This window comes from Mycobacterium sp. NGS51, from assembly GCF_059812525.1.
This window is the reverse complement of sequence record NZ_JCALCV010000006.1, coordinates 117,484-140,603: the sequence shown is the minus strand read 5'-3', so window position 1 is coordinate 140,603 and position 23,120 is coordinate 117,484. Positions and strand designations below refer to the sequence as shown.

Annotated in this window: 22 protein-coding genes and 2 pseudogenes; 13 read left to right on the top strand and 11 right to left on the bottom strand. The window is 64.9% G+C overall.

Annotation, left to right across the window (positions count from 1 at the left end):
- Nucleotides 1-7 precede the first annotated feature (7 nt).
- The 6 genes and pseudogenes from AC5Y5W_RS09920 to AC5Y5W_RS09895 all read right to left on the bottom strand — a co-directional run bounded on the left by AC5Y5W_RS09920 (nucleotide 8) and on the right by AC5Y5W_RS09895 (nucleotide 5,718).
- Nucleotides 8-1,468 (bottom strand): class I adenylate-forming enzyme family protein, encoded by a 1,461-nt coding sequence (locus AC5Y5W_RS09920; RefSeq protein ID WP_500010443.1) that lies wholly within the window; start codon nucleotides 1,466-1,468, stop codon nucleotides 8-10.
- A complete protein-coding gene (locus tag AC5Y5W_RS09915; protein ID WP_500010442.1) occupies nucleotides 1,465-2,400 on the bottom strand; it encodes an acyl-CoA dehydrogenase family protein in 936 nt (311 codons plus the stop codon). The genes AC5Y5W_RS09920 and AC5Y5W_RS09915 overlap by 4 nt, the downstream gene beginning before the upstream one ends.
- Entirely contained in the window at nucleotides 2,397-3,545 is a 1,149-nt protein-coding gene (locus AC5Y5W_RS09910) for an acyl-CoA dehydrogenase family protein (protein WP_500010441.1), read from the bottom strand. Before AC5Y5W_RS09910 ends, AC5Y5W_RS09915 begins: the two co-directional genes overlap by 4 nt.
- A gap of 2 nt (nucleotides 3,546-3,547) precedes the next feature.
- A pseudogene (locus tag AC5Y5W_RS09905) lies at nucleotides 3,548-3,961 on the bottom strand (acyl-CoA dehydrogenase family protein); the annotation flags it as partial.
- A gap of 57 nt (nucleotides 3,962-4,018) precedes the next feature.
- A pseudogene (locus AC5Y5W_RS09900) lies at nucleotides 4,019-4,651 on the bottom strand (acyl-CoA dehydrogenase family protein); the annotation flags it as partial.
- Nucleotides 4,648-5,718: an acyl-CoA dehydrogenase family protein gene (locus AC5Y5W_RS09895; protein WP_500010440.1), complete on the bottom strand. Its 1,071-nt coding sequence runs from the start codon at nucleotides 5,716-5,718 to the stop codon at nucleotides 4,648-4,650. The gene AC5Y5W_RS09895 and the pseudogene AC5Y5W_RS09900, both read right to left, overlap by 4 nt.
- A gap of 84 nt (nucleotides 5,719-5,802) precedes the next feature.
- Here AC5Y5W_RS09895 and AC5Y5W_RS09890 point away from each other — a divergent pair, with 84 nt between their 5' ends.
- Complete coding sequence (locus tag AC5Y5W_RS09890) at nucleotides 5,803-6,675, top strand: LLM class flavin-dependent oxidoreductase (protein ID WP_500010439.1); 873 nt, start codon at nucleotides 5,803-5,805, stop codon at nucleotides 6,673-6,675.
- Here AC5Y5W_RS09890 and AC5Y5W_RS09885 read toward each other — a convergent pair.
- Both AC5Y5W_RS09885 and AC5Y5W_RS09880 read right to left on the bottom strand, forming a co-directional pair.
- Nucleotides 6,635-7,357: an SDR family oxidoreductase gene (locus tag AC5Y5W_RS09885; RefSeq protein ID WP_500010438.1), complete on the bottom strand. Its 723-nt coding sequence runs from the start codon at nucleotides 7,355-7,357 to the stop codon at nucleotides 6,635-6,637. The genes AC5Y5W_RS09890 and AC5Y5W_RS09885 overlap by 41 nt on opposite strands.
- A gap of 7 nt (nucleotides 7,358-7,364) precedes the next feature.
- Nucleotides 7,365-8,186, bottom strand: coding sequence for a FadR/GntR family transcriptional regulator (locus AC5Y5W_RS09880; protein WP_500010437.1), 822 nt, complete (start codon nucleotides 8,184-8,186; stop codon nucleotides 7,365-7,367).
- A gap of 94 nt (nucleotides 8,187-8,280) precedes the next feature.
- On the opposite strand from AC5Y5W_RS09880, the gene AC5Y5W_RS09875 reads away from it, so the two are divergent.
- Nucleotides 8,281-10,668, top strand: coding sequence for a CaiB/BaiF CoA-transferase family protein (locus AC5Y5W_RS09875; RefSeq protein WP_500010436.1), 2,388 nt, complete (start codon nucleotides 8,281-8,283; stop codon nucleotides 10,666-10,668).
- Here AC5Y5W_RS09875 and AC5Y5W_RS09870 read toward each other — a convergent pair.
- Nucleotides 10,663-10,926: a hypothetical protein gene (locus AC5Y5W_RS09870; RefSeq protein WP_500010435.1), complete on the bottom strand. Its 264-nt coding sequence runs from the start codon at nucleotides 10,924-10,926 to the stop codon at nucleotides 10,663-10,665. The two genes, AC5Y5W_RS09875 and AC5Y5W_RS09870, sit on opposite strands and share 6 nt — an antisense overlap.
- 148 nt (nucleotides 10,927-11,074) lie before the next feature.
- On the opposite strand from AC5Y5W_RS09870, the gene AC5Y5W_RS09865 reads away from it, so the two are divergent.
- Complete coding sequence (locus AC5Y5W_RS09865; protein ID WP_500010434.1) at nucleotides 11,075-11,266, top strand: ferredoxin; 192 nt, start codon at nucleotides 11,075-11,077, stop codon at nucleotides 11,264-11,266.
- Here the strand turns inward: AC5Y5W_RS09865 and AC5Y5W_RS09860 are convergent.
- Nucleotides 11,263-12,501: a cytochrome P450 gene (locus AC5Y5W_RS09860; RefSeq protein WP_500010433.1), complete on the bottom strand. Its 1,239-nt coding sequence runs from the start codon at nucleotides 12,499-12,501 to the stop codon at nucleotides 11,263-11,265. The two genes, AC5Y5W_RS09865 and AC5Y5W_RS09860, sit on opposite strands and share 4 nt — an antisense overlap.
- A gap of 393 nt (nucleotides 12,502-12,894) precedes the next feature.
- On the opposite strand from AC5Y5W_RS09860, the gene AC5Y5W_RS09855 reads away from it, so the two are divergent.
- The 10 genes from AC5Y5W_RS09855 to AC5Y5W_RS09810 all read left to right on the top strand — a co-directional run bounded on the left by AC5Y5W_RS09855 (nucleotide 12,895) and on the right by AC5Y5W_RS09810 (nucleotide 21,590).
- Entirely contained in the window at nucleotides 12,895-14,124 is a 1,230-nt protein-coding gene (locus AC5Y5W_RS09855; protein WP_500010432.1) for a DUF1214 domain-containing protein, read from the top strand.
- The gene (locus AC5Y5W_RS09850; protein ID WP_500010431.1) at nucleotides 14,121-15,266 is read left to right on the top strand and encodes a sulfotransferase family protein; all 1,146 of its coding nucleotides are present in this window, start codon (nucleotides 14,121-14,123) and stop codon (nucleotides 15,264-15,266) included. The genes AC5Y5W_RS09855 and AC5Y5W_RS09850 overlap by 4 nt, the downstream gene beginning before the upstream one ends.
- Nucleotides 15,253-15,936, top strand: a complete 684-nt coding sequence (locus AC5Y5W_RS09845) for a TetR/AcrR family transcriptional regulator (RefSeq protein ID WP_500010458.1) — start codon at nucleotides 15,253-15,255, stop codon at nucleotides 15,934-15,936. Before AC5Y5W_RS09850 ends, AC5Y5W_RS09845 begins: the two co-directional genes overlap by 14 nt.
- 35 nt (nucleotides 15,937-15,971) lie before the next feature.
- Nucleotides 15,972-16,775 (top strand): SDR family NAD(P)-dependent oxidoreductase, encoded by an 804-nt coding sequence (locus AC5Y5W_RS09840; RefSeq protein WP_500010430.1) that lies wholly within the window; start codon nucleotides 15,972-15,974, stop codon nucleotides 16,773-16,775.
- Between the two features lie 183 nt (nucleotides 16,776-16,958).
- Complete coding sequence (locus AC5Y5W_RS09835) at nucleotides 16,959-18,068, top strand: aromatic ring-hydroxylating oxygenase subunit alpha (protein ID WP_500010429.1); 1,110 nt, start codon at nucleotides 16,959-16,961, stop codon at nucleotides 18,066-18,068.
- On the top strand, nucleotides 18,068-19,630 hold the full coding sequence (locus AC5Y5W_RS09830; RefSeq protein WP_500010428.1) for an AMP-binding protein: 1,563 nt from the start codon (nucleotides 18,068-18,070) through the stop codon (nucleotides 19,628-19,630). Before AC5Y5W_RS09835 ends, AC5Y5W_RS09830 begins: the two co-directional genes overlap by 1 nt.
- A 16-nt stretch (nucleotides 19,631-19,646) precedes the next feature.
- On the top strand, nucleotides 19,647-20,063 hold the full coding sequence (locus AC5Y5W_RS09825; protein ID WP_499897763.1) for a nuclear transport factor 2 family protein: 417 nt from the start codon (nucleotides 19,647-19,649) through the stop codon (nucleotides 20,061-20,063).
- Complete coding sequence (locus AC5Y5W_RS09820) at nucleotides 20,036-20,581, top strand: FAS1-like dehydratase domain-containing protein (RefSeq protein ID WP_500010427.1); 546 nt, start codon at nucleotides 20,036-20,038, stop codon at nucleotides 20,579-20,581. Before AC5Y5W_RS09825 ends, AC5Y5W_RS09820 begins: the two co-directional genes overlap by 28 nt.
- Nucleotides 20,578-21,012, top strand: a complete 435-nt coding sequence (locus tag AC5Y5W_RS09815; protein ID WP_500010426.1) for a MaoC/PaaZ C-terminal domain-containing protein — start codon at nucleotides 20,578-20,580, stop codon at nucleotides 21,010-21,012. The genes AC5Y5W_RS09820 and AC5Y5W_RS09815 overlap by 4 nt, the downstream gene beginning before the upstream one ends.
- A 5-nt stretch (nucleotides 21,013-21,017) precedes the next feature.
- A complete protein-coding gene (locus AC5Y5W_RS09810; RefSeq protein ID WP_500010425.1) occupies nucleotides 21,018-21,590 on the top strand; it encodes a maleylpyruvate isomerase family mycothiol-dependent enzyme in 573 nt (190 codons plus the stop codon).
- Here AC5Y5W_RS09810 and AC5Y5W_RS09805 read toward each other — a convergent pair.
- The gene (locus tag AC5Y5W_RS09805; protein ID WP_500010424.1) at nucleotides 21,587-23,053 is read right to left on the bottom strand and encodes an aldehyde dehydrogenase; all 1,467 of its coding nucleotides are present in this window, start codon (nucleotides 23,051-23,053) and stop codon (nucleotides 21,587-21,589) included. The genes AC5Y5W_RS09810 and AC5Y5W_RS09805 overlap by 4 nt on opposite strands.
- Between the last annotated feature and the right edge of the window lie 67 nt (nucleotides 23,054-23,120).

The following is a 23,120-nucleotide window of genomic DNA, read 5'->3' as shown; positions in this document are numbered from 1 at the left end:
TCCGCGATTACCCGCCGCGAGCTTCGATCATTGCCGACCGGTTGACCTTGGTTGCCGCGGTGCGGGGGATCTGCTCGACGAATTCGACCGTCTTGGGCACCTTGTAGGCCGCCAGCCGGCTCTTGGCATAGGTGATCACTTGCTGTTCGGTGAGTGGCGCCCCCAATTGCACCACGGCATGCACCCGGCGGCCCCACTGCGGGTCGGCGAGCCCGATGACCACGACGTCGGCGATCGCGTCGTGTTCGGCCAGCGCGGATTCCACTTCTGCCGGAAAGACATTGGCGCCACCGGTGATGATCATGTCGGCCCGGCGGTCGGCGACGTAGAGATAGCCGTCGGCGTCCAGGTGACCGATATCTCCGGCTGAACGGAACCCGTCCGGCGTCGACGGAAGCGCCGGTGCTCCGCCCAGGTAGCGATAGCCCGCGCTCATCGGCGCGCGCAAATAGATGTCGCCGCGCTCGCCCGGCCCCAACGGAACGCCCTGGGGGTCCAGGATGCGAATCTCGGTGTCGCGGAAGCCACGACCGACGCTGCCGGGATGGGTCAGCCACTCGTCGCCGCGCAACGCGGTCAGCCCGAGGTTTTCAGTCATCCCGTAGGCCATCACGACCTGCCCGGGGGACAGCAGCTCGAACCAGGTCTGCAGCAACGCGGGCGGCATGACCGCGGCACCCTGCAAGATCCACACCACACTGGACAAGTCGCGGCGGCGGATGTCCGGCAGCGCGGCGATGCGCGCCAGCATCGTCGGCGTGGCAGTGAAATTGCTGATCCGATATTGTTCGATCGCGTCGACAACTGTTGACGCGTCAAACTTTTCGAGAATTACCAGTCGGTCTCCGCCCAACATGTTGTTTAGCGGGGCGAAGCCGTTGGTGTGATACATCGGCCCGGGGACCAGGATCGTTTGCGGCGTGTCCACCGACGTCCAGGCCGCCAGAAACGGGGTAGACAACAGCGGTGTCCAGGTTGCCGGCGCCAGATTGAGGATCACCTTCGGCAGGCCGGTCGATCCGCTACTGCAGATACCGTTGACCGTTGGCGAGACCACGATCGGCAGCGGCGCGTCGGCTTGACCTGCGGCCGACGAGGCCAGCTGTGCCCGGTTGTGCTCGTCGAGCAGAACGGCAGGCTTGATCACGTCGAGTACCCGGGACCGCTCCCAATCCGGCAGGTCCCATCGCATCGGAACCGGGACCGCGCCGATTTTCCAGCATCCCAATGCCGCCAGAACCAGGTGCTCCGAATTGGGGATCCCCAGCGCGACAAGCGAACCGGCGTCGGCGCCGGATGCGGCAAGTGCCCGCCCCCACTGATTGGCGCATGCGTCCAGTTCGGCAAAGCTCAGCGAGCGCGCAGCGCCGTCGGGCGCCAGCGTGATCACGGCCTGCTCCTCGCCGCGTTGGTCAGCGAGCTGCTGGAGCCGCAGCCCGAACGGGATACCGTCGTCGGCAGCGTTCATGCCGGCTGCACCACCGAGAACAGCGTCTCCAGATGACCGCTGCGCACATCCGCCGTCAACCGGAGCGCGAGCATCTCGCTGCTCAGCGGCAACCGAATCAGCGGTTGGGTGTGGCGATCGAGCACGCTGACGTCGGACTCGTCGCAGAACCCCAATGCGCCGAGCAGCTGGTGCGCGGTTCGGAACACCTGCCGGGCGGTGTCGGCGGCCTTGACCCGCAGGATCAGCGCATCGGCCGCACAGAATTGCGTCGCGGCCGAGTCAAGTCGCCAGATGGTGTACTTGGCGAGTTCGTCAAGCCCGCGCGCTGTGACCGACGCATCGGCGATCGTGAAGCGGACGGCCTGAAAGTCGGCCAGCGGCTTGCCGAATTGAGTCCGAGCGCGAACGTGTTCTGCGGCGATCGCCAGTACCTGTTGCACGGCGCCCAAGATTCGCCACGATCCCAGCACCAGATGCAGAATTACGTCGAGGGCGGGCAGGGTACCGTCGGGCCCGGTTACGGTGGCCGGCACCAGAAACGGCCCGAGCTTGGCGTCGGTTCGCGACGACAGCTGCGGACGGTAGCGCCTGCCATCGAGGTCGGCGGCGATCCACTCGCCCGGCAGATCTCCGTGATCGACCCGCGGTGCGGCCGGATTGACCAAGGCCAGTCGCGCGCCGTCGACGGCCAACAGCTCCTCGGCGAGCGGGTAGGGCAGTGCTGCAGCGCCGGCGGCCCGGCAGAGCACCGCGGCCGCCAGCAGGTCATCCGGCTCCGAACGCACGTCGAGGTCGAACGCACCGACGTCGGTCAATGCGCGTCGGGCTTCCCCGCGGATGGTGTCGTCGGTTTCGGCGCGCAACGCTGCCTGCGGGCCGCCGAGGCGGGCAAAGCGTTTGGCCGCGACCGCGGCGAATTCTTGAATGTCTTCCGGCAGAGCGGTGTTCACCGGTGTTCTCCCAAGACCTCTCGTGCGACGAGCATGCGTTGTACCTCGATGGTTCCGGACGCCACGGTTGCGGCCTGAGCGTAGCGCCAATGGTCTTCGGCCGCCCCGTGCAGCCGGGCCGCAGCACCGCTGTCCAGAGCTGACGGCCCTAAGACGTCGAACAGCAATTCGGCCACCTGCTGATCACACGTGGTGGTGGCGATGCGCGCGGCGCTGGCAGCGGCGCCCGCCGACGGATCGTCCTGCAGCGACACTGCCCGGTAGGCCAGCAGCCGGGCCACCCGCAAATCGACCAGCGCTCGCACCCAGCGGGCGCGGATGGATTCGGGCAATCGGTCCCAGTCGTTGCCGAGTTCGGCCTGCAGCCGGTCGAGTAACGATTCGCAGCGGGCATACCGGGCGATTCCGACTCGCTCGAAGGCCAGCGCCTCACGCATCACCCGCCAGCCGGCACCCACTTCGCCCAGAACCTCGTCGGGAAACACCCGGACATCGTCGAGAAAAACCTCATTGAGGTGGTGCGGCCCGAGCATCGACCGGATCGGGCGCACCGTGATGCCCGGCCGGTCCATCGGCAGGAGGAACAGGGTCAGCCGTTGGGGTTTCGGCGCATCGGCGTCGGTGCAGGCCGCCAGTACGCACCACGACGCCATCTGCGCGTAGGACGTCCAGACCTTCTGGCCGGTGATGCGCCAGCCGTCACCGTCGGCGACGGCGTGGGTGCGCAGCGACGCAAGGTCCGTTCCGGCTTCGGGCTCGGAAAAGCCTTGGCACCAGATCACTTCCCCCGCAGCGATTGCGGATAAATGACGGGCCTTCTGCTCGGGGGTCCCGTAACGCATTACTGCGGGGCCGACCCAGTTGATCCCCATGTACTGCGCACCGCGGGGTTCGTGGTGCGCCCACATCTCTTCGCGCAGCACGGTCTGCTGCCAGACCGAACCGCCGCCGCCACCATGTTCTTTCGGCCAGGCCAATGCCAGCAGCCCACTCGAAGCCAGAAGTTTGCAGAACGACTCGGTAGTCGCCAGATCGCGGGGATCGTCGGTACAGGCTCCCAGGAAGCCGTCGGGGATGTGCGCGGAAATCAATTCCCGCAAGCGCTGTCTGAGGTCGTCGGCGCCGGCGCCAAGGTCGTAATCCATCCTCATCCCTTCGGCAGCCCGAGCAGCCGCTCGGCGATGATGTTGCGCTGGACCTCGGATGTCCCCCCATAAATGGTGGCAGCCAGGGCGTCTTGACGTTCGAACAGCAGGTCCGGATCGCCGATCGAATCCGGTCCGCCCGCCGCGGCGCTCAATTCCCAAACACGTTGCAAAGTCACCGATCCGAGCAGCTTAAGGATGTCGGCTTCTGGAGAGGCCCGGTTAGCCAGTTCATTGTGTAGCGCCCGGTATCCAGTGGCGCGCAGCGCCTCGGCGTCGGCGAGTAATGAGCCGAGTTCGCTGAAGATGTCGTCGCTTTCGGCGCCCCGGATGGACGCCAGGCCGCGGTGGATCTCGACCCAGTTCATGATCCAGATCATCTGTCGCTCATGCTGCAGCGACGCCAATGCCACGTGCCAGCCGCCGTTGCACGGGCCCAACAGATCGGCCACCGGCACTTCGACGTCGTCGAGGAAGACCTCACAGAACGTCTCGTCGGAGATCGACGCCATGCGGATGGGCTCGATTCGTACGCCGGGCGAATGTAAATCCAGGATCAGGCAGGAGATCCCGCGGTGTTTGGGTGCTGTCGGGTCAGTGCGCGCGTACAGCGTGCACCATCGCGACAGGTGCGCCTGGGTGGTCCAGATCTTGTGACCGTTGACCCGAAACACGTCGCCGACACGTTCGGCGCGGGTACGCAGGCCGGCGAAGTCGGACCCGGCTTCCGGCTCGGACATGCCCAGCGCCCACCACTCGTCGCCGCGCAGCAGCGGTACCAGCAGCCGGTCGATCTGGTCGGGAGTACCGAACTGGCGGATCGCCGGTGCGGCGACGTTGGGGCCGGCGATGTTGGGCAGCTTGGGTGCTGAGCGCATTGCTGCCTCGAGCCGGATTTCCATCGCATCGCGCAGCCCCAGCGAGCGTCCGCCGTGTTCGCGCGGCCAGGTCGGCTGCAGCCAGCCGGCCTCGAACGCGGCCCGCTGATAGTCGCGGCGCAGCGTCAAGTCCCAGCGGTATTCGCGATAGCGCTGGGTGTAGTCGTCCGGCAGGAAATCGGTTAACCAGCAGGCAAATTCCGCGACGACGTCGCTCGGCGCCGTCATGCGGCATCTCCGGCGAAGTGGCGGCCGACGGCGTGGTAGAGCGCACGGGAGTCGCCCAGCGCGGCGGCGCCCTGCCACGCGTGCCGCAGATACAAATGGATGTCGTGCTCCCAGGTCTGCGCGATCGCGCCGTGTACCTGAACCGCAGTCCGCGAGCAGTTGACGGCAGCGTCACCGGCGGCCGCCTTGGCCAGCGCCGCGGCGGTCCAGCCGGCGGTCGGCGTGACGGCGGAATCGTCGAGGCGGGCGGCCGCGGCATAGGTGAGGCTGCGTGCGCGCTCGAGGCTGACGTAGTTGTCGGCCAGCGCATGCTTGACGCCCTGAAAGGCGCCGATCGGCTTGCCGAATTGCAACCGGGTCTTGGCATGTTCGACGGATCGGGACAGCACGGCGCCGGCCACGCCGACCAAGTCGGCGGCGGCAGCCAGCAGCGGCACCGCCAGCGCCGATTCGACATCCACCGGTGCGACGGCCACCGGCGTCGCGTCGATCTCGACGTCGGCGACCGGCTGGGCGGCGTTGATGCATTCAAGCGGTTCCACCGTGACGCCAGCGCCGGTGCGTGCGACCGCGGCGACAACTCCCTCTGCTGAGGTGGCCAAAGTGACCACCAGTTCCGCGCGGGACAGGTCGGCGACGGCGACCGCCCGCCCCTGCAACCGGCCCTGCTGCAAGGTCATCGGCACACCAGGCAGCCGCGTCCCGGGCGGGTGCACGGCCAGCGCGGCGACGACGCCGCCGCTGATGTCACGCAGCACGTCGTCGACTGCCGAGCCGGCGGCACGCAGCACCCCGGCGGCGAGACCGACGCTGGACAGCAACGGAATCGGCGCGATAGCGGCCCCGCACTCTTCCAGCACCACCGCCAAGTCGAGACTGCCGTAGTCGCCCGCATCCGATGCAGCCAGCTCCGTCCAACCCAGGTCGACGACGGTTTTCCACAAAGTGCGCCAGCGTTCGGAGTCCGTCATTGCCTGGCGGGCGACGCCGGTGGGGCACTCGGTATGTAGGACATCGCGCACGGTGTCGCGCAGCGCTAGCTGCCCGGGATTCAGCCCGACGTCCATGATGCCTAACATAGCAAAGATAGCAAACTAGCTGAATACCGTTGCTCGTACGACGGTCAACGGAAGGCCGTATGGTGGTCAGCCATGGTCGAGTGGTTTTTGTTCCTGCCGCAACTGCGGTTGCCGATCGCCGACATTGTGGATCGCGCCCGCCACGCCGAGGCCAGCGGTTTCGACGGCATCGCATTCATCGACCACCTCGAGGCGCCCGGGCTGCCCGACGAAAGCATCTGGGAGGCAATGACTGTCGCAACGTGGGTAGCTGCCGCAACCGAGCGGGTGCGGATCGGTCACCTCGTGCTTTGTGACGCCTTCCGGCATCCGGCGGTATTGGCCAAACAAGCCGTGACGCTCTCGGCGGCCTCGAACGGGCGATTCGAGCTCGGTCTCGGCTCCGGCTCCTGGCCCGCCGAGTTCGCCAGGTTCGATGTCGGGCAGCAAGATCCGGTTGCCCGAGTCGAGCAACTGGGGCGCCACCTCGAGTTGATCACGCAGTACTGGGGTCGGGGCGAAGACCCCGAGCGAAGCCAGCAGCCACGGCCTGAACATCCCATCCCGGTGGTACTCGGCGGCACGGGACGGCGGACGATGAAACTCGTTCGCCAATACGCGGATTGGTGGAACGTGCCCGCCAACCACATCGATCGGCTGTCGCAGCTGGCGCCCGACGCGGCACCGGCACGGGTATCGGCCCAGCAGATGGTGGGTTTCGTGCGCGACGGCGCCGACCCGGCCGCGGTGCGCGAGGTGAGCACTCGGCGGTTCGGCTATCTGGGACCAGGCCTGGTCTGCGGTGACGCCGGCGAGCTGATCGGGCATTTCGCCGGGCTGGCCGACCTGGGCGTCGAGCGCTTCTACGTCTGGTTCGCCGACTTCGCCGCTCCCGAATCGCTGCACGAATTCGGCGAATCGGTGATCAAGGGTTTTCCTGCGCGGCGCGGCGGCGAGCCTCGGTAGGCACCACCGGATCGCGGGCGAACGGACCGCGACGTACGGCGTTCAGCCGTATCTCCGGTAGATCCACTGACGGGTCCACGGTATCGAGCCAGGCGACAGTGTCAGCAACGTCGGCGACCTGGATGGCGTACATCTCGAACGGAACATCCTGCAGCATCTCGGTTTCCACCGGCCCCGGCGTCACGATATGAACACAGATGCCGTCCCGGTCGACTTCGAGTGCCAGCGCCCGGGCGAACGCGTTCATCCCGGCTTTGGATGCCGAGTAGGCGGTACGGGCCATCATCGGCTCGTGTGCGGCGGATGAGGAAATAAACACCAGCCGCGAACCGGCTCGCATCCGTGGCAGCACAGCGGCGGTCACCACGAAACAGGAGTCCAGGTTGGCCGACATGATCGCCCGCCACTGCTCGAATGTCTGCTTGCGCGCGTAGGTGCCACCGAGCGTTCCGGCCGCGTGCACCACCAGATCAATCCGCTCCAGCGGAGCTATCGCGTGCTCGAACCCAACCGGATCGACGGCGTCGGCAGCAATGTAGCGTGCTCCGATCTCGTCCGCTGCAGCCCGCAACGGGGCGTCGCGGCGCGCAGTGAGCACCACGTCGTAGCCGTGCTCGGATAACTTGCGGGCGCAGGCTTTGCCGATTCCGCCACTACCGCCGGTGACCAGTGCGGTGCGCATGCGCGTCTCAGAGATGGCGACTCTCCCGCGGCCGGGACAGAGCCTGCGGCGACAACGCATAGATCCGGTGGTCGTCGCGACCGGTCAGCACATAGGTCTGGGTGTCGGCGACGTGCCGGGCGGCGATACGACGGGCTCGGTCGACATCGCCGGCTTCGATCGAATCGGTCAATTTGACATGCGTGTTGAGCACCGCGCGGCGTTTGGCCAGCGAGGGATATGTGCCCTTGGCAGTACTTTCCTCGGCCCACTGTTGCTCGTGGCTGGTCCACAACGTCTCCAGGCTGCCGACCACCGCGAGCATGGTGTGGTTTCCGCAGCCGCGAACGAGAAGGTTGTGAAACTGGCGGCCGATTTCGGTGAATTGCCCACCGTCGTCGAGGTGAGCGGCCATCGCGTCGTTGACCTTGTTGAGCTCGGGCACCAAGGTGTCGGCGCGGTCGGGCCGTTGGGCGGCCAGTGCCGCGCAGACCGGTTCGAGCTCACGTAGCGCCGCGCCCAGGTCGGCGAGACCGACGTTCTCGCTTTGCAACAAGAGCCCGAGCATGTAGGCGGCACTGGTTTTCGCCGGTGCATGCACGACGGCGCCGCCCCGATTGCCGCGGCGCACCGACACCAACCCCTCGGTCTCCAGAATGCGCAGCGCCTCGCGCAGCGAGACCAAGCTGACGTTGAACTGCTCGACGAGCACCTCCTGGCGCGGCAGCAGGTCACCGTCGGCCAATTCACCGTCGATGATCTGGCGTCGCAACTCGTCGGCGACGATCTCGGCTATCCTCGGCGCCGACAACCGGCGTCGGGCCTCAGGGCCAATTCCGAGTGCTGTCATACGATTCCAGGAGCGAATGATCCGACGAAGCGCACGGCCGCCAACCCGCGAACTCCATTGGATGCAATCTTAGCAGTAATGGCACAATAGCCAGGTGGACGAGAGGCCGGACCGTCGTCCGACACCATTGGCCGACCTGCGCGTCGTCGAAATCAGTGATCGGATTGCCGGCAGTTATTGCGGGAAGCTGTTGATCGATGCCGGCGCGGATGTCCGCAAAATCGAGGCGCCGCAGGGAGATCCGTTCCGGCGGTTCAGTGCCAGCCGTTCGCCGGTCCCGGACGGGACCGACGCACCGCTGTTCGGCTACCTCAACGCAGGCAAGCGCAGTCTGATGCTGCTGCCCGGCGACAGCCGAATCCACGCTGAACTCGCCGGCGCCGACATTGTGGTGCTGGCCGCCAGCCGGTCGCAGGCGAACGAATTGGGCATCGACGCGCAGCATTTGCTGGCCAAGTGTGCGCATGTCGTACTGGTCACCATCTCTGACTTCGGATGGAGCGGCCCGTATGCCGAGCGCGCCGCCAGCGAATTCACCCTGCAGGCGTGGGCCGGCTCGCCCGGGTTCCGCGGTGACCCGGCCGGGCCGCCGATCGCGATCGGCGGCGACGTGGGGGAGTACATGGGCGGGGTGTTCGCCGCGTTCGGCGCGCTGGCGCTGCGCCGCCGGGTCGAGCGCGGCGGAGCCGGTGAGCACCTTGACCTTTCGATGCTCGAAGCGATGACACTGATGCAGAGCGGTGAATGGCTGCACTCGCAGTTGCTGCAGGTGCCACCGGTCACGCGTACCGTCGAGGTGCCGTCGATCGAAGCGGCCAAGGACGGCTACGTGGGGATCACCATGGTCACCGGCCAGCAGTGGCTCGATTTCGCTGCGATGGTGGACTGCCCGGAGCTGACCGAAATCCCGCAGCTGCGGTTCCAGATCGGCCGGTGGGAATACCGTGATCTGATTCGCGACCGGATCCGTCCGTGGTTTGCCGAGCGCAGCGTGGACGAGATCGTCGAACTCGGGCAGCTGTTCCGCTTGCCGATCGCCGCATTGGGCAACGGTTCGACCATCCGCGACCTGGACTACGTGACCCAGCGCGGAGCGTTCGTGCGCAACCCGGCCGGGTATCACCAGCCGCGCCCGCCTTGGTTGATGTCGCGGTGCCAGCCGGCGCCGGTGCGCGGCACACCTGGACTCGGCGAGGCGAACGGCGAATCACCCTGGCCCACGCGCGAACCCGGTACGCGGCAGGCAGATCACCGGTTGCCACTCGATGGTGTCCAAGTGGTTGACCTGACCGCGTTCTGGGCCGGGCCCGCCGCGACGCATCTGTTGGCCGCGTTCGGCGCCGACGTGGTCAAGGTGGAGTCGATCCAACGTCCGGACGGCATCCGGTACTCGGGCGGGATGCGCACCGACGTCGAGGACTGGTGGGAGTACGGCTGGGTGTTTCACGCGATGAACACCAACAAGCGCTCGGTGACCCTCGATCTCGAGTCGGACGAGGGCCGTCGCCAGTTCACGACGCTGGTGGCTGGTGCCGACGTCGTGATCGAGAACTTCTCGCCGCGGGTGATGGACCACTTCGGGCTTACCGCAGAGGTGCTGCTGGCCGTCAACCCGAAGCTGGTCGTTGCCCGGATGCCGGCGTTCGGACTTGACGGACCGTGGCGCGACCGGGTCGGTTTCGCGCCCACCATGGAGCAGATCGGCGGCTTGGCCTGGGTGACCGGACTGCCCGACGGCCCGCCGGTCCCGCCGCGCGGCGCCTGCGATCCGCTGGCCGGTATCCACGCCGCCTTCGCCGTGCTGGCGGCTCTGGCATTCGCGGAACGCACCGGGGCCGGCCAACTCGTCGAGCTGCCGATGGTTGAAACGGTGTTGAACGCCACCGCAATTCAGCCGATGGAAGCCGAGGTGTTCGGCGTGACGCTGAGCCGCCAGGGCAACCGCGGCCACAGCTGCGCCATCCAAAACCTTTACCGCTGCCTCGGGGACGACGCCTGGATTGCGGTCACCGTGACCACTGATGCGCAGTGGCGGGCGCTGGTCGAGCTGATGGGTCGACCGCCCTGGTGCGACGACCCAGGCCTAGCCATGGTCGCCGACCGCCGGGAGCGGGGCGACGAGATCGATCGTCGGCTGGCCGATTGGTTCGCCGGCCAGGAGTTGCGCTCCGTGGTGGAGCAATTGGCGGGGACGGGCATACCCGCCGCACCGGTCGTGTCGCCATCGTTGGTGACCGAGAATCCGCAATTAATCGAGCGGGGATTCTTCGAGGCGTTAGATCACCCACGCACCGGCACCGGCTGGTATCCGCGTCCGCCGTTCGCCCCGCTTACCGGGCAACGCCGCTGGCTGTTGAGCGCTCCGCCGACCCTCGGCGAGCACAACGAAGAAGTATTGCGCGACCGGTGTGGACTCACCGACGCTGACCTCGCCCGTCTGAGGTCGGCCGGAGTGATCGGGACGAGGCCCAAGGGATTATGACGTGGGCGAGTTGAACGTTGGTTTGGCCGTCAACATCACCGGGATGCGAAGCGTTTTGCCGCCGGCGACCGGGACCCGGATGCCGAAGTACACGACGTGCACGTCGAGGTTCAGTTCCAGCCGCATCTCCCGCAAGGGCTGGGTCTGAATTCCCAGGTTCATTTCCCGCAAGCGCGCCAGGCCGCGTCCGGTGGACTCGTCCGGCAGCCCCGGTTTTGGATTCGTCGGTTTGCCCTTCTTCGCGATCGGCGTTGTCATGCCGCAACTCTACTCTTTAGGAAAGCTACAGAACGATGCAAACCGCCGTGAGCAGCGGTTATGCACCTGTCCTGCCGCTCATTGTGGGTTCTGCCAATATCCTTGATGATGGTGAAGTGAGCGACGGACCCAGACTAGGAGCAACTCGATGCGAGTAACCGTCGACGAGTCGTTGTGTGAGGCCAACGGCTTCTGCGAGTCTTTAGCGCCTGACGTATTCGAGATCGGCGACGCGGAGGTCGTACAGATCGCCGAGGGCCCGGTGCCCGAGCGCTTGGAGATCGACGTTCGTGCCGCCGTCGACCAGTGCCCGAAGGCGGCGTTGCGGATCGTCGACTAACGCGCTCTCAGCGAGATCGCCATCTCGTCGTAGATCGACATGTTGGTGGCCAGGCTGGGGTAGGCCACGGTGGCCGGCCCCAACTCGATGTTGTCGCAACGCAACAGCAGTTCGTCGAACACGGCGCGCAATTCGGCGCGCGCCAGCATCGCGCCCAGGCAGTGGTGCGGGCCGCCGCCGCCGAACGCCACGTGCGGGTTGGGCTGGCGGCCGATGTCGAAGCGAAACGGCTCCTCGAAGATCTCTTCGTCGCGGTTGGCCGAGCGCAGCATCGACACGATGCGCTCGCCTGCGGGGATGTGCTGGCCGTCCATGTCGATGTCGACCTTGGTGGTCCGCGTCCAGTACGCCACCGGTGTCGCCCAGCGCAGCACTTCTTCCACGGCGCTCGCCCGCACCGCCTCGTCGTCGCGGTAGCGCTCGATCTGCTCGGGGTTGGCGACGAATGCCTGCAGTCCGGCGGCCAACGCGTTCTTGGTGGTGTCGCTGCCGGCGAAGGCCAATACGAAAAAGAAGATCTCCAGTTCGTTGGGGGGCAACCGGAATTGCTCCCCATCCTCGCCGGTGATCACCGCTGAAGCCAGCGTGCTCCAGATGTCGTCGGCGGGATTGCGCCGCTTCTGGTCGGTGAGTTCGAGCGCGTAGCCGAAGATGGTGGCGTAGAGGTCGAGCTCTTCTTGCTGCGACAGTCGGGTCTTCGGCGAGCGGGCGGTCAGAATACGGTCGAAGGCGTCGAAGATGCGGGGCCGATCCTCGTCGGGCATGCCGATGATGTCGCCGATCACGGTCATCGGCAGAGCGTCGGCGACGTCGGCGATCCAATCACCGCCGCCGCGGCCCAGTATTTTGTCGATCATCCGCGCGGCCCGGGCCCGGATGCCGTCCTCGAGTTGGGCGATCGCCCGTGGCGTGAATGCGCTCGAGATGAGCTTGCGGCGCTTGTTGAGTTCCGGCGGGTCCATGTTGATGATCGTCGGATACGACGAGAACGTGTCGAGCGGCTGGATGAGTGGGCCGTCCTTGGCCGTGAACGAGTCGGCGTCGCGATGGATGCGCACGGCGTGGCGATGCTTGGTGGTCATCCAGAATTCGCGCTGGACACCCATCTTGGCGGCACCGGGCGTGAGATTGTGCCGAAAAAGCGGGCGGCTGCCTCGTAGATCGGTGAACAGCGCATCCGGAAAGCCGTTATGCCACAAAGCGAAATCTGACAGATCCAGCTCGGCTGTCGTCATGATTCTGGGGTCACCCATCTAGTGCGTCGCGGCCGCAGACACTGCGAGCGCCAAGGCCGCAATCTTTGCTATTTAAGCATAATAGGGCTCACTCGGCCGCCTGGCCAGCCCTCCGCCCCTATTAGTGGGTTGATTTGCTCAACTTTACTGATGCGCGTCCCACGCATCCCATACGCGCTGGAGCGCTCTTAGTTGTCTGTTTCCTCGGTCGCCGGTGCATGAGCAGATACACATGCAGCGACACTACTTTCGCGCGCATTCCGTTCGGTCTACAGCGGCAGACTACGGAACCCATTGACAGTTGTGGGCTGTGGGTGTGATAGTTCACTGGTCTTAAGTGAAAACATCGTTTTCGTAGAAGGGCCCCGAGATGTCTGAGGTTGGGCTGCGCGGATGACGGGCGGGACGCAGAAGCTGTCGTGGTTGCCGTTTTCCATCGCTGAGGCGTCCTATGCAGCTGGCGGCGGCAACGACGACCTCGACGTGGCGGACGCCTGGGAGCAGCTCCTCGATCGGTTGAAAGCAGCGTCACAACTTGTGAAGGGCAGTCCGTTCGCCCGGAACCAGCTCGATCTGGCGTCGGGAATGCGACACCTATTGGTCCTGCTGGCAATGGGGATCGACGAGGCGTTGCGATTCGATCCAGATCCGGTCCTTGGTGTTTCACGGACATCTACCGACGACGTTCTGACGTGGGGCATGGACTGCCCGGACGCGATCTACTTCCGCGCGATGCTGCGTGGCGGAGAGACCTATCGCTTATTCGGTAACCGCGGCACTGCCCGTTATGTCGGACTGCAGACCATGAACGGGATCGTCGCAACCACAAACGTCTTGGTCGATGAGCTCGAGGGAGGTCCAGGCGGCGACTTCGAAGTCATCATCTCAGCGGACAAGCACGACGGTAACTGGATGCAGATCGACGGTGACAGCCCCACTTTGGTCGTCCGCCACTTCTTCTATGACTGGAACACCGAGGTGCCGTCGTCGTTGCGGATCGAACGGGTCGACGCAACCGCGCAGAGCAATGCTTCAACGATCAATCATGATGTGGTGGTCTCGCGGCAATTGGTGGCACTGGGCGAGTTCGTGCATGACAACCTGAAGTTTTTCCATGACTGGGGTAGCACACCGACCGCCAACGGGTTCCTCGCACCGATGAACCTTTCTGCGGTCGGCGGGGCGGCGGAGAACCGGCCTGTCATCGGCCGCTGGGAGCTGGCGCCCGATGAGGCGCTGATTCTCGAGGTGGAACCGCCCACGGGTGTCTACTGGAGCTACTCGCTGGGCAATCCCTGGTGGGAGACAATCCATTACGGCCGGCACCAATCCAGCCTCAATGCTCACCAAGCAGTTATCGACTCCGACGGGCTTCTTCGGGTGGTCGTGTGTTCGCGCGACCCTGGGGTTGCGAATTGGCTCGATACAGCCGGTTACAGCAACGGGGCGATGATCTTGCGATGCGTGCGCACCGACACAGCACCGACGCCGGCCACCCGGGTGGTGAAGTTCGACGACCTCGAGTCAGCGCTGCCTGCGGGCACCACAATGGTCACGGCTGAGGAGCGGGCGGCAATCGTCACAGCGCGCCGCCGCGCCGTACACGACAGGTTCGCATGGTGAGCTTTTCGGTTGATGAACTCGAGGATGGCGCTCGTGCCGCAACGGGTCTGGACGACTTCGGTTCGCCCTACTACCGCGAAGGCTTGGAGCGCACTGTCGAGGCGTTGAACAACGAGGCCGGTCTCAACGCGCTCGGGCAGGTGATCCAGCACGCGACCATCAGCAATGCCCTCATACAACGTCTAAAGATTGAAGACGTCTACAAGCAGCATCCGGAGATCGACAACGAGGTCGTCGAAGGACCGGTCTTCATCATCGGTTTGCCGCGAACGGGCACAACGGCTTTGAGCCAGCTAGTAGGCGCCGATCCGCAATTTCGTTCACTGCGGATGTGGGAGTCACAGGCCCCCACACCGCCTCCTGAGGCGACCACCCAGCACAGTGACGCCCGTATTGCAGCGGCCGAGGCCGGGCTCACCATGCTCTATGAGATGTTTCCGCTCATGAAAACTCTGTACAACTCGGAAGCGACTGCGGCGACCGAATGTCAGGACCTCATGGGAATGAGTTTTCGCACGGTGCATTTCGACGGTGTTGTCCGGGTACCGAGATACCTTGAGTGGGTGTTGACGTGCGACATGTGCGAGACCTACACCTATCACCGGCGAGTCCTCAAAGTCCTGCAATGGCACTGTCCGCCCCGCCTGTGGCACCTCAAGACGCCCGTGCACATGTTCTCACTCGACGCGCTCGTCGCGGCATACCCGAACGCCAAATTCATGTGGAGTCATCGCGATCCGGCCAAGGTGATGGCCTCGGTGTGCAGTCTCATTCGGTACGTCCGCAGCTGGAGTAGTGACCGTGACGACGCTGAGGAACTCGGCGCCGAGCAACTCGAGTGCTGGGCAGAAGGGGTCCGGCGCGCGATGGACTTCCGCAGGCGGTCCGGCGACGACCGCTTTGCCGACGTGTCATTCGCTGAACTGCAGACCGACCCGGTCAACACACTGAAGAACAGCTACCAGCGGCTCGGTCTGACCTTCACCGACGCTACTCGCCGGTCAGTGCAGCAATGGGCTGCTGAACACGCGCCGGGATCTCGCGGAGCACATGAATACCAGCTTTCTGATTATGGTCTCACGCCCGAGCGCGTTCGGGAGCGCTTCACCGAGTACCTCGCGACCTACGATGCCACCGCCTGATCCGATAGCGTCCGCGGCCGCTGGACCTACCCCAAAACGACGACGGCGGACCCGGAACCCGAACCCGGGCGACCGCATCGCGCTGGTATCCGCCGCTTCGAAAATCATTCGGGAACAAGGAGCCCGCGAACTGACCGTCGCGGAGGTGCTGAGCCGCGCGAAGCTGGGAACCCGCGCCTTTTACCGGCACTTCGACTCGAAAGACCAATTGGTTCAATTCGTCTTCCTGGAGATGGCTCGTGTCGAAAGGCTCCGACTACGCCGCAAGATGCGATCTGCATCGAATCCGGTTGATGCGGTGGCAGCATGGATCGACGGGCGGCTCGATCTTGCTTTTGACGACGATGTCCGGTCCGACCTTCGCACCCTGTCTCTGGAGGCCCAAACGCAGATGTTTGCCGCGCCTGAGGCGGTGAGCCCGGCATACCGGGAGATGCTGGCGCCACTCATCGAGCAACTCGAGCTCGGCAAGCAGCAGGGGATATTTACCGACATCGATCCGGTGACCGATGCGGAGTTGTTGCAGGGCGCCATCTGGGCCTGCCTCGAACGGCAATGGGCTACCGGAAATTGCCATCGCGGCAAAATCCGGAAAGTGGCCCAGCGCTTCTGCTTGAGCGGCCTGGGTGCCCCGCCTGCACTGATCGCGGCGGTTATCGGCCAGAACTGACTCAACCACGGAAAACATCGACTCGAGGAGACTTCATGGATCTGGGTTTGGCCGGCTCGAAAGCTGTTGTCACAGGCGGCAGTAAGGGCATGGGACTGGCCATCGCCGAGACGCTCGCCTCAGAAGGTGCGAGCGTAGCGGTCATGGCAAGAGGGAAAGCGGCGCTAGACGCCGCGGTCGAATCCCTGCAGGAAGCGGGAGCGCCCGACGCCGTCGGAATCAGTGTCGACATGTCCGATGCCGATTCGATCGCTGCCGCATTCGGGATCGTCGCCCAGCGTTGGGGCGAATTGAACAGTTTGGTCCACACGATCGGCCCGGCGGATGGGTACTTCGAGCAGATGGACGATTCAGATTGGGACGCGGCTTTCGCCCTCGGCACCATGTCGGGCGTTAGATCGGTCCGCGCCGCACTGCCAATGCTGCGCGCCGCCGACTGGGCGCGCATCGTGACATTGTCCGCGCATTCGATCCAACGGCAAAACCCGCGCATCGTCGCCTATACCGCCTCGAAAGCGGCCTTGAGCAGCGTGACCAAGAATCTGTCGAAAAGCTTGGCCAAGGATGGCATCTTAGTGAACTGCGTGTGCCCGGGGACGATCGTGACCGCGAGCTTCACCGAGGTTCTCAAAGATGTCCTCGCGGCCGACGGGCTGGACGCGGCAAACCCGACCGACGTGATGAAGTGGATCGACGACAACTTCCATCAGCCATGTGACCTTGGTCGGGCCGGGCTACCCGAGGAAATCGCCTCCATCACCACCTATCTGGCTTCCCAACGCAACGGATACGTGACGGGTGCGACGGTCAACGTCGATGGCGGCTCAGACTTTGTCTGACGTGCGCTCTGGAGGTCGCTGAGGTGTTGACTAGAATACCTAAAATAGCAAAAATAGTTCACTAGCAAGGCCCATGGATGTGGGCGTTTGTCGTGCGTACGCTCGATGTGAAGCCGCCGGGCGGCCGCGGAGTGGTCTAAGGGCCACCAATTTATCGCCAGGTTGTGTGAGAGCGGAGAGGCAGTGACGCACACGGTTTCGGACGCAGACCCATCTGAACGCGAATTCGGGCCAACCGGTATTGCGCTGTCGAAGTACCGCTTCCCGACCGGGTGGTTCATCGTCGGCTTCGCCTCCGACCTCGCCGCAGGAGACGTCAAGCGGGCGCACTACTTCGGCGAGGAGTTGGTGCTGTTTCGCACCGAGTCCGGCGACGTGCACGTGCTGGACGCCTATTGCCAGCACCTGGGTGCGAACATGAGTGTCGGCGGCACCGTGGAGGGCGAGAACATCGTCTGCCCCTGGCACGGTTGGCACTGGCGCGGCGACGGAACTAATGCGCTGATCCCCTACAGCAAGATCGGCTGCAAGCAAAACGTCCGTATTCGCACCTACCCGAGTGTCGAGTGGTACGGCTTCATCCTGGTCTGGCACGAGCGGCATGGCCGGTCGCCGTACTGGCAGCCGCCGGTGCTGGCCGAATTGGAGACCGACGAGTACTACCCTCTGCACCCGCATAGCCGGATGCTCAACCGGGTCAAGGTGCACGCACAGATGATCATCGAGAACGCTGCCGACCCCTACCACGTGCAATACGTGCACAAGGCCGCCAACCCGGCCAACACTGCCTCGTTCGAGGTGTCCGGCTACCATCTGCACGCCACCGTCAACGCCCACTTCGGCGGCGGCCGTGCCCAGACCTGGCTGACCCCCAACGGCCCGGTCGACGCCAAAATCATCTACGACAACTACTCGCTGGGCCTGGGGGTCGTACGTTTTCCCAGTGAGCTGGTCGCCACCATCCAAGTCACCGGGCAGACGCCGGTCGACGAGGACTACACCGACTACTTCTACACACAGGCATCGGTGCGCGACCCCGGCGACACGGGTGATGCGCCCAGCGGGCGTGCGGCGAGATTCCTTGCGCTGCAACAAGAAGTCATCAAGCAGGACTTCTTCACCTGGGAGAACATGAAGTATCTGGAAAAGCCCAATCTCGCACCCGAAGAAGCGCATGACTATGCCGCGCTGCGTCGTTGGGCACACCGCTTCTATCCGGGCGAACAGCGCGCGCCTGACGACTTCGGGTACACCTCCGACGGCCAGCCCGACCCGGCGGCCGCGGACGCCTGATGCCCGCCGGGCCCGCTGAGTTCGGTGTGGCGGAATTCAGCGTGCCAGCGGTGCTCGATCGTCGCGCCCAGCAGTACCCCGACCGGGTTCTGATATCGATCGCCGGCACCCCGGTGACCTTCGAGCAGATGCGGCAGCGGTCCTGCGCGGCAGCGAACCTCCTGCACGACATGGGTATTGGCCGCGGGGATTGCGTCGCACTGTTCACCGCGACCTGCCCGGAATGGATCTACTTCTGGCTGGGCGCCGCACGGATCGGCGCGGTGACCGCCGCAGTGAACGCCGCCAACAAAGGCGAGTTCCTGCTGCACGCACTTCGGTTGTCACAGGCGCAGGCGATCATCACCGATGCCGAAAGACGTGCGCGCGTCGACGAGGTCGCCGACCGGCTGCCGAAGCTGAAAGGAATTCTGGTCCGGGGCGAGACGCTTGATGCGGTACTGCATCGAACCGGACAACCGACCGGCCATCCGGGCGGAGCAGGACAGGTCGGGTCGCTGTTTTTCACCTCGGGCACCACTGGCCCATCGAAAGCCGTTGCCACCAGCTGGCACTACTTGTTCACTGCGGCGTCGACGGTTGCATCCGCGTGGAAGTTCAGTGCGGGCGAGGTGTTGTGGAGCGCCATGCCGCTGTTTCATCTCAGCGCGGCCCCGATGGTGCTGGCGCCCATGCTGGTCGGCGGCACCACTGTGCTGGCGTCGGCTTTTCACCCGGCGACGGTATGGGACGAGGTCCGAGCATGCGGTGCCATCGGCTTCGCGGGTGCCGGAGCGATGGTGTCGATGCTGTGGAATCAACCGCCAGATCCGCGTGACGCGCAGTTGCCGTTGCGGTTCATTTCCGCGGCGCCGATCGACGCCGGAATTTATCGCGATATCGAAAAGCGCTACGGTTGCCGTGTTGTCACGATGTACGGCATGACCGAGGCCTTCCCGATCGCGGTCAAAGCTGTCGACGACGACGGGGTGCCCGGTACGTCGGGCCGGCCGAACCCGAGCTTCGACGTCGCGATCCTGAACGCGAACGGCGATCCGCTGCCGCCCGGCGAGGTGGGCGAAATCGCGTGCCGAGGCCGTTTTCCGTACGTGATGAGCGAGGGGTATGTCGACTCTGATGGAACGGTCCAGCCGTACCCTGAGTGGTTTCGCACCGGAGACCTCGGCGTGCTGGATGGCGATCAGAACCTGACCTACCTGGACCGGCTGAAGGATTCGCTGCGTCGGCGCGGCGAGAACATCTCGTCGGTCGAAATCGAAACCACGGTCATGGCCCACCCGGCGGTCGCCGAGGCCGCCGCGGTCGGGGTGCCCAGCGACCTGGGCGAGGACGACATCCTGCTGATCGTGAGACTGGATCCACAGTCGTCGTTGGATTACACCGATCTACTGGACTTCTGCTCGGCGCGGATGCCGTACTTCTGCATACCGCGCTACGTCGAGGTCGTCGACGATATCCCCAAGACCATCATCGGGCGGGTACGCAAAGACGTACTGCGCGCCCGAGGACTGCGGCCCGGGGTCTGGGACCGCGAAAGCCACGGATACATCGTCAGCCGATGACATTGGAGAAACCACGATGACCATGACTTACCAGCAACAGTATGTACTAGACGGCGTTGCGGGTCGCGCCGCGATACTGGATCTCACCGCACGCCACAACCGGTGTTATTCCGACGGCGACCGCCACGGCTGGATTGCGACGTTCCGGCATTCCGGGGCAAGCTTCACCCGCGGCGGTGAACAGTTCAACGATCTGGGCGCTGGTTTCGACGGCGGTGGCGGGCAGCGACTGATCTGCGTCGACCACGAGATCAATGTCGATGGCGTCCAGGCCACCCAGCGCTGCGTCGCGCTGCTGTTCGCGGTGGGCGACGATGGTGTCAGCACGCTGCAGGCCACTGGAACCTATCGCGACCGGCTGGTCTACGAGCGCGGTGGCTGGTACTTCGCTTCCCGTGAGCTGCAATGGGATTCGACGCCCGCCCACGTGTGATGATCCCCCAACTCGCCTTTGGCAGCTACCAGGACGCGCTGCGAATGGTGGGCACGTCGGCCGAGCCACGCACGGCAGGAACGGTGGTCAGTGCCGCGCGGATCCAGTTGTTCGCCTCGATGGTCCGTGACGGTAATCCGTCGTACTGGGATACCGACTTCGCCGGTGAGACCTGGGGAGGGCTGTTGGCTCCACCGGGGCTGCTGATGGGGTGGTTGACCCCGCCGCCATGGGAACCCACCGACGGACCGCGAGTGTCAGCGATTGCGCTACGGGTACCGCTGCCGGGCACCACGTTCATCAACGCCGCCAACGACGCTGAATTTCTGCTGCCGATCGTCGAGGGGGACCGATTGACCGTCGTCGAGCAGGTGGTATCGGTGTCGCCGGAAAAGCGGACCAGGCTCGGCGTCGGCCATTTCGTCGAGACGCTCGATACTTTCAGCCGCCAGGACGGTGCGGTGGTGGCCCGCAACCGAAACACATTGTTCCGCTTCACCCCTGAGCGGACGCCATGAGTGTGCAATGGCAGCAACTCAGCGTCCCGCTCGAGCTGCCGGAGGTGGTCGACGAGATCGACTACCAGCGTGTGGTGATGAACTCCGGTGCGACCTGGGATTATTTCCCCGGCCACTTCGACCCTGGCTACGCCAAAAGCCACGGTCACCCAACAATTTTCGTCAACACCATGCACCTCGCTGGCTTCGCCGACCGGATGGCCACCGATTGGGCTGGCCCGCACAGCCGGGTGGTGCGCCGAAAGATGACGCTGGCCGGTTCCATCTATGCGGGGGACAGCATGATTGGGCGCGGACGCGTCGTCGCCAAGCGCTGCGACACCACCGTAGACCCGCCCCGCCACCTGGTGGATCTGCAGATTGAGTTGCGCAACCAGCGCGGTGAGTTGTGCTGTCCTGTCGAACTCACGTTGCAGGTACCGCCGGGATAACCGCGATGGTCCATGACGTAGGAAAACTGCATTTAGCGGTGTGTCGTAGATTTGGCGAGGCGGTTCGCGCTGCGGACGGAAATTGGGATCGTCGCTCTCCGTGTAATGCCTGGGATGCCAGAGGAGTGCTCGAGCACGTCATCGGTTTTCACGACGTGCTACTGCTACGGCCACTGGGCCTGAAGCCGGAGCGGCCGCGGAATGACCCGCAGGTTCGGTGGGCGCTGACCTACGACCACCTAGAGCAGGCGTTTGCTGCCGGGCTGTTCCAACGCGTCGTTGACGTACCCGCGGTGGGCAGCAATCCGGCGACGCGGTTGGATGCACGCGCACTGGTGCCGAACCTGACCCGTGATGTTTTGGTGCACACCTGGGACCTCGCTCGCGCCGTAGGAGCCGATGACCGGCTCGACCTTCGCTGGTGCGAGCACTTCTACGCGGAACTGCCGGATGATCCCAAGGCTTTGACCGCATCAGGGATGTTCAATGCACCAGTTGATGTCAACGATCAGGCCGATGCGCAGTCGAAACTTCTTGCTCGGCTCGGCCGCGATCCCGCGTGGCAACCGATGGACTAAGACGCGGACAGCGGCGGCATCGCTCCCTTGCTGACCACCGTCTGCAGTTCGACGTATTCGGCCAGGCCCTCCGGGCCGAATTCACGTCCGATGCCGGACTGCTTGAAACCGCCGAATGGAGCGCCGATGTCAAGCGTGTACATGTTGATGCCATAGGTGCCGGTGCGCACACCTGCAGCGATCTCCAAGCCGTGGGCGACATCTGCGGTCCACACCGATCCGGCCAGTCCGTAGTCGCTGTCGTTGGCGATACGCAGCGCGTCGTTCTCGTCGCGGTAGGTCAGCACCGTCAGCACCGGACCGAAGATCTCTTCCCGCGCGATGCGCATCTCGTTGGTGGCGTCGGCGAACAGCGTTGGCTGCACATACCAGCCGCGATCGCTTGGGTTGTCCTTGCCGCCGAGCACCATGCGGGCGCCCTCTTCGATCCCCGAGCCGATGTAGTCCTGCACCCGCTGTTGTTGACGTTGGGCCACCAGCGGGCCGACATCGGTCGCCTCGTCGGCCGGATCGCCGACCTGCAGACTCGACATCATCTCGGCCAGCGCGTCGACGACGTCGTCGCGGCGCCGTTCGCTCACCAGGATGCGGGTCTGCGCCACGCAGGCCTGCCCGTTGTTCATCAGGCCGGCGTTTTTGAGTCCGGCGACGGTCTTGCCGATGTCGGCGTCGTCGAGAATGATCGCCGCGGACTTACCGCCCAACTCCAGGCTGACGCGTTTGAGTTGCTCCCCGCAGATCGCGGCAATGCGACGGCCGATGGCACTCGACCCGGTGAACGCGATCTTGTCCACGCCGGGATGGCGAACCAGCGCCTCGCCGACGTCACGGCCGCCGGTGATCACCGACACCACACCCTCGGGAAGCTCGACCTGCTCGAGCATCTCGGCCAACCACAGTGCGTCCAACGGGGTTTCCGGCGCCGGTTTGACGACGACGGTGCAGCCCGCGATCAGGGCGGGAATCAGTTTGGGCATGATCAAGAACTGCGGCACATTCCACGGCACGATCGCGCCCACCACCCCGACCGGCGCCCGGCGCAGGTGTACTTCGCCGAGCACACCTTGGCGGCGCTCGGCCCAGGGAAAGTCGCGCGCGGCCGCCAGCGCGAGGTGCATCATCGACGCCGCCCCGGCCGCCTGACCCAACCGGCTGAAGCTGCGCGGCGAACCCATCTCGGCGGTGATCAGATCGGCCATTTCGTCGATGTGGCCGGCATAGATCGCGGCGAGTTGCTCGACTTTGGCCATCCGTTCGCCTGGGTCGAGTCGCGGCCAGGGCCCATGGTCGAAGGCCTGCCTCGCCGCGGTCACCGCCGCGTCGACATCCGCTGGGCCGGCGCACGGAGCCTGGCCGACCGGCTCTTCGGAATGTGGCGAGATGACCGTCAGCCGCTCTCCGCTCGCGGGTTTGCGCCACCGCCCACCGATGAAAAGCTGGTCATACGAACGGTGTTCCGTCATCGGGCACCACCTCGGGGAGGTCAAATCTGCTATTGCTGCTAACATAACAAAAAAACGACTCCCGCAG

Bases quoted from the DNA above. Each gene is read 5' to 3' on its own strand.
- AC5Y5W_RS09920 (WP_500010443.1), bottom strand. From the start codon at position 1,468: ATGAACGCTGCCGACGACGGTATCCCGTTCGGGCTGCGGCTCCAGCAG.
- AC5Y5W_RS09910 (WP_500010441.1), bottom strand. From the start codon at position 3,545: ATGGATTACGACCTTGGCGCCGGCGCCGACGACCTCAGACAGCGCTTG.
- AC5Y5W_RS09895 (WP_500010440.1), bottom strand. From the start codon at position 5,718: ATGGACGTCGGGCTGAATCCCGGGCAGCTAGCGCTGCGCGACACCGTG.
- AC5Y5W_RS09890 (WP_500010439.1), top strand. From the start codon at position 5,803: ATGGTCGAGTGGTTTTTGTTCCTGCCGCAACTGCGGTTGCCGATCGCC.
- AC5Y5W_RS09885 (WP_500010438.1), bottom strand. From the start codon at position 7,357: ATGCGCACCGCACTGGTCACCGGCGGTAGTGGCGGAATCGGCAAAGCC.
- AC5Y5W_RS09880 (WP_500010437.1), bottom strand. From the start codon at position 8,186: ATGACAGCACTCGGAATTGGCCCTGAGGCCCGACGCCGGTTGTCGGCG.
- AC5Y5W_RS09870 (WP_500010435.1), bottom strand. From the start codon at position 10,926: ATGACAACGCCGATCGCGAAGAAGGGCAAACCGACGAATCCAAAACCG.
- AC5Y5W_RS09865 (WP_500010434.1), top strand. From the start codon at position 11,075: ATGCGAGTAACCGTCGACGAGTCGTTGTGTGAGGCCAACGGCTTCTGC.
- AC5Y5W_RS09860 (WP_500010433.1), bottom strand. From the start codon at position 12,501: ATGACGACAGCCGAGCTGGATCTGTCAGATTTCGCTTTGTGGCATAAC.
- AC5Y5W_RS09855 (WP_500010432.1), top strand. From the start codon at position 12,895: ATGACGGGCGGGACGCAGAAGCTGTCGTGGTTGCCGTTTTCCATCGCT.
- AC5Y5W_RS09845 (WP_500010458.1), top strand. From the start codon at position 15,253: ATGCCACCGCCTGATCCGATAGCGTCCGCGGCCGCTGGACCTACCCCA.
- AC5Y5W_RS09840 (WP_500010430.1), top strand. From the start codon at position 15,972: ATGGATCTGGGTTTGGCCGGCTCGAAAGCTGTTGTCACAGGCGGCAGT.
- AC5Y5W_RS09830 (WP_500010428.1), top strand. From the start codon at position 18,068: ATGCCCGCCGGGCCCGCTGAGTTCGGTGTGGCGGAATTCAGCGTGCCA.
- AC5Y5W_RS09825 (WP_499897763.1), top strand. From the start codon at position 19,647: ATGACCATGACTTACCAGCAACAGTATGTACTAGACGGCGTTGCGGGT.
- AC5Y5W_RS09820 (WP_500010427.1), top strand. From the start codon at position 20,036: ATGGGATTCGACGCCCGCCCACGTGTGATGATCCCCCAACTCGCCTTT.
- AC5Y5W_RS09815 (WP_500010426.1), top strand. From the start codon at position 20,578: ATGAGTGTGCAATGGCAGCAACTCAGCGTCCCGCTCGAGCTGCCGGAG.
- AC5Y5W_RS09810 (WP_500010425.1), top strand. From the start codon at position 21,018: ATGGTCCATGACGTAGGAAAACTGCATTTAGCGGTGTGTCGTAGATTT.
- AC5Y5W_RS09805 (WP_500010424.1), bottom strand. From the start codon at position 23,053: ATGACGGAACACCGTTCGTATGACCAGCTTTTCATCGGTGGGCGGTGG.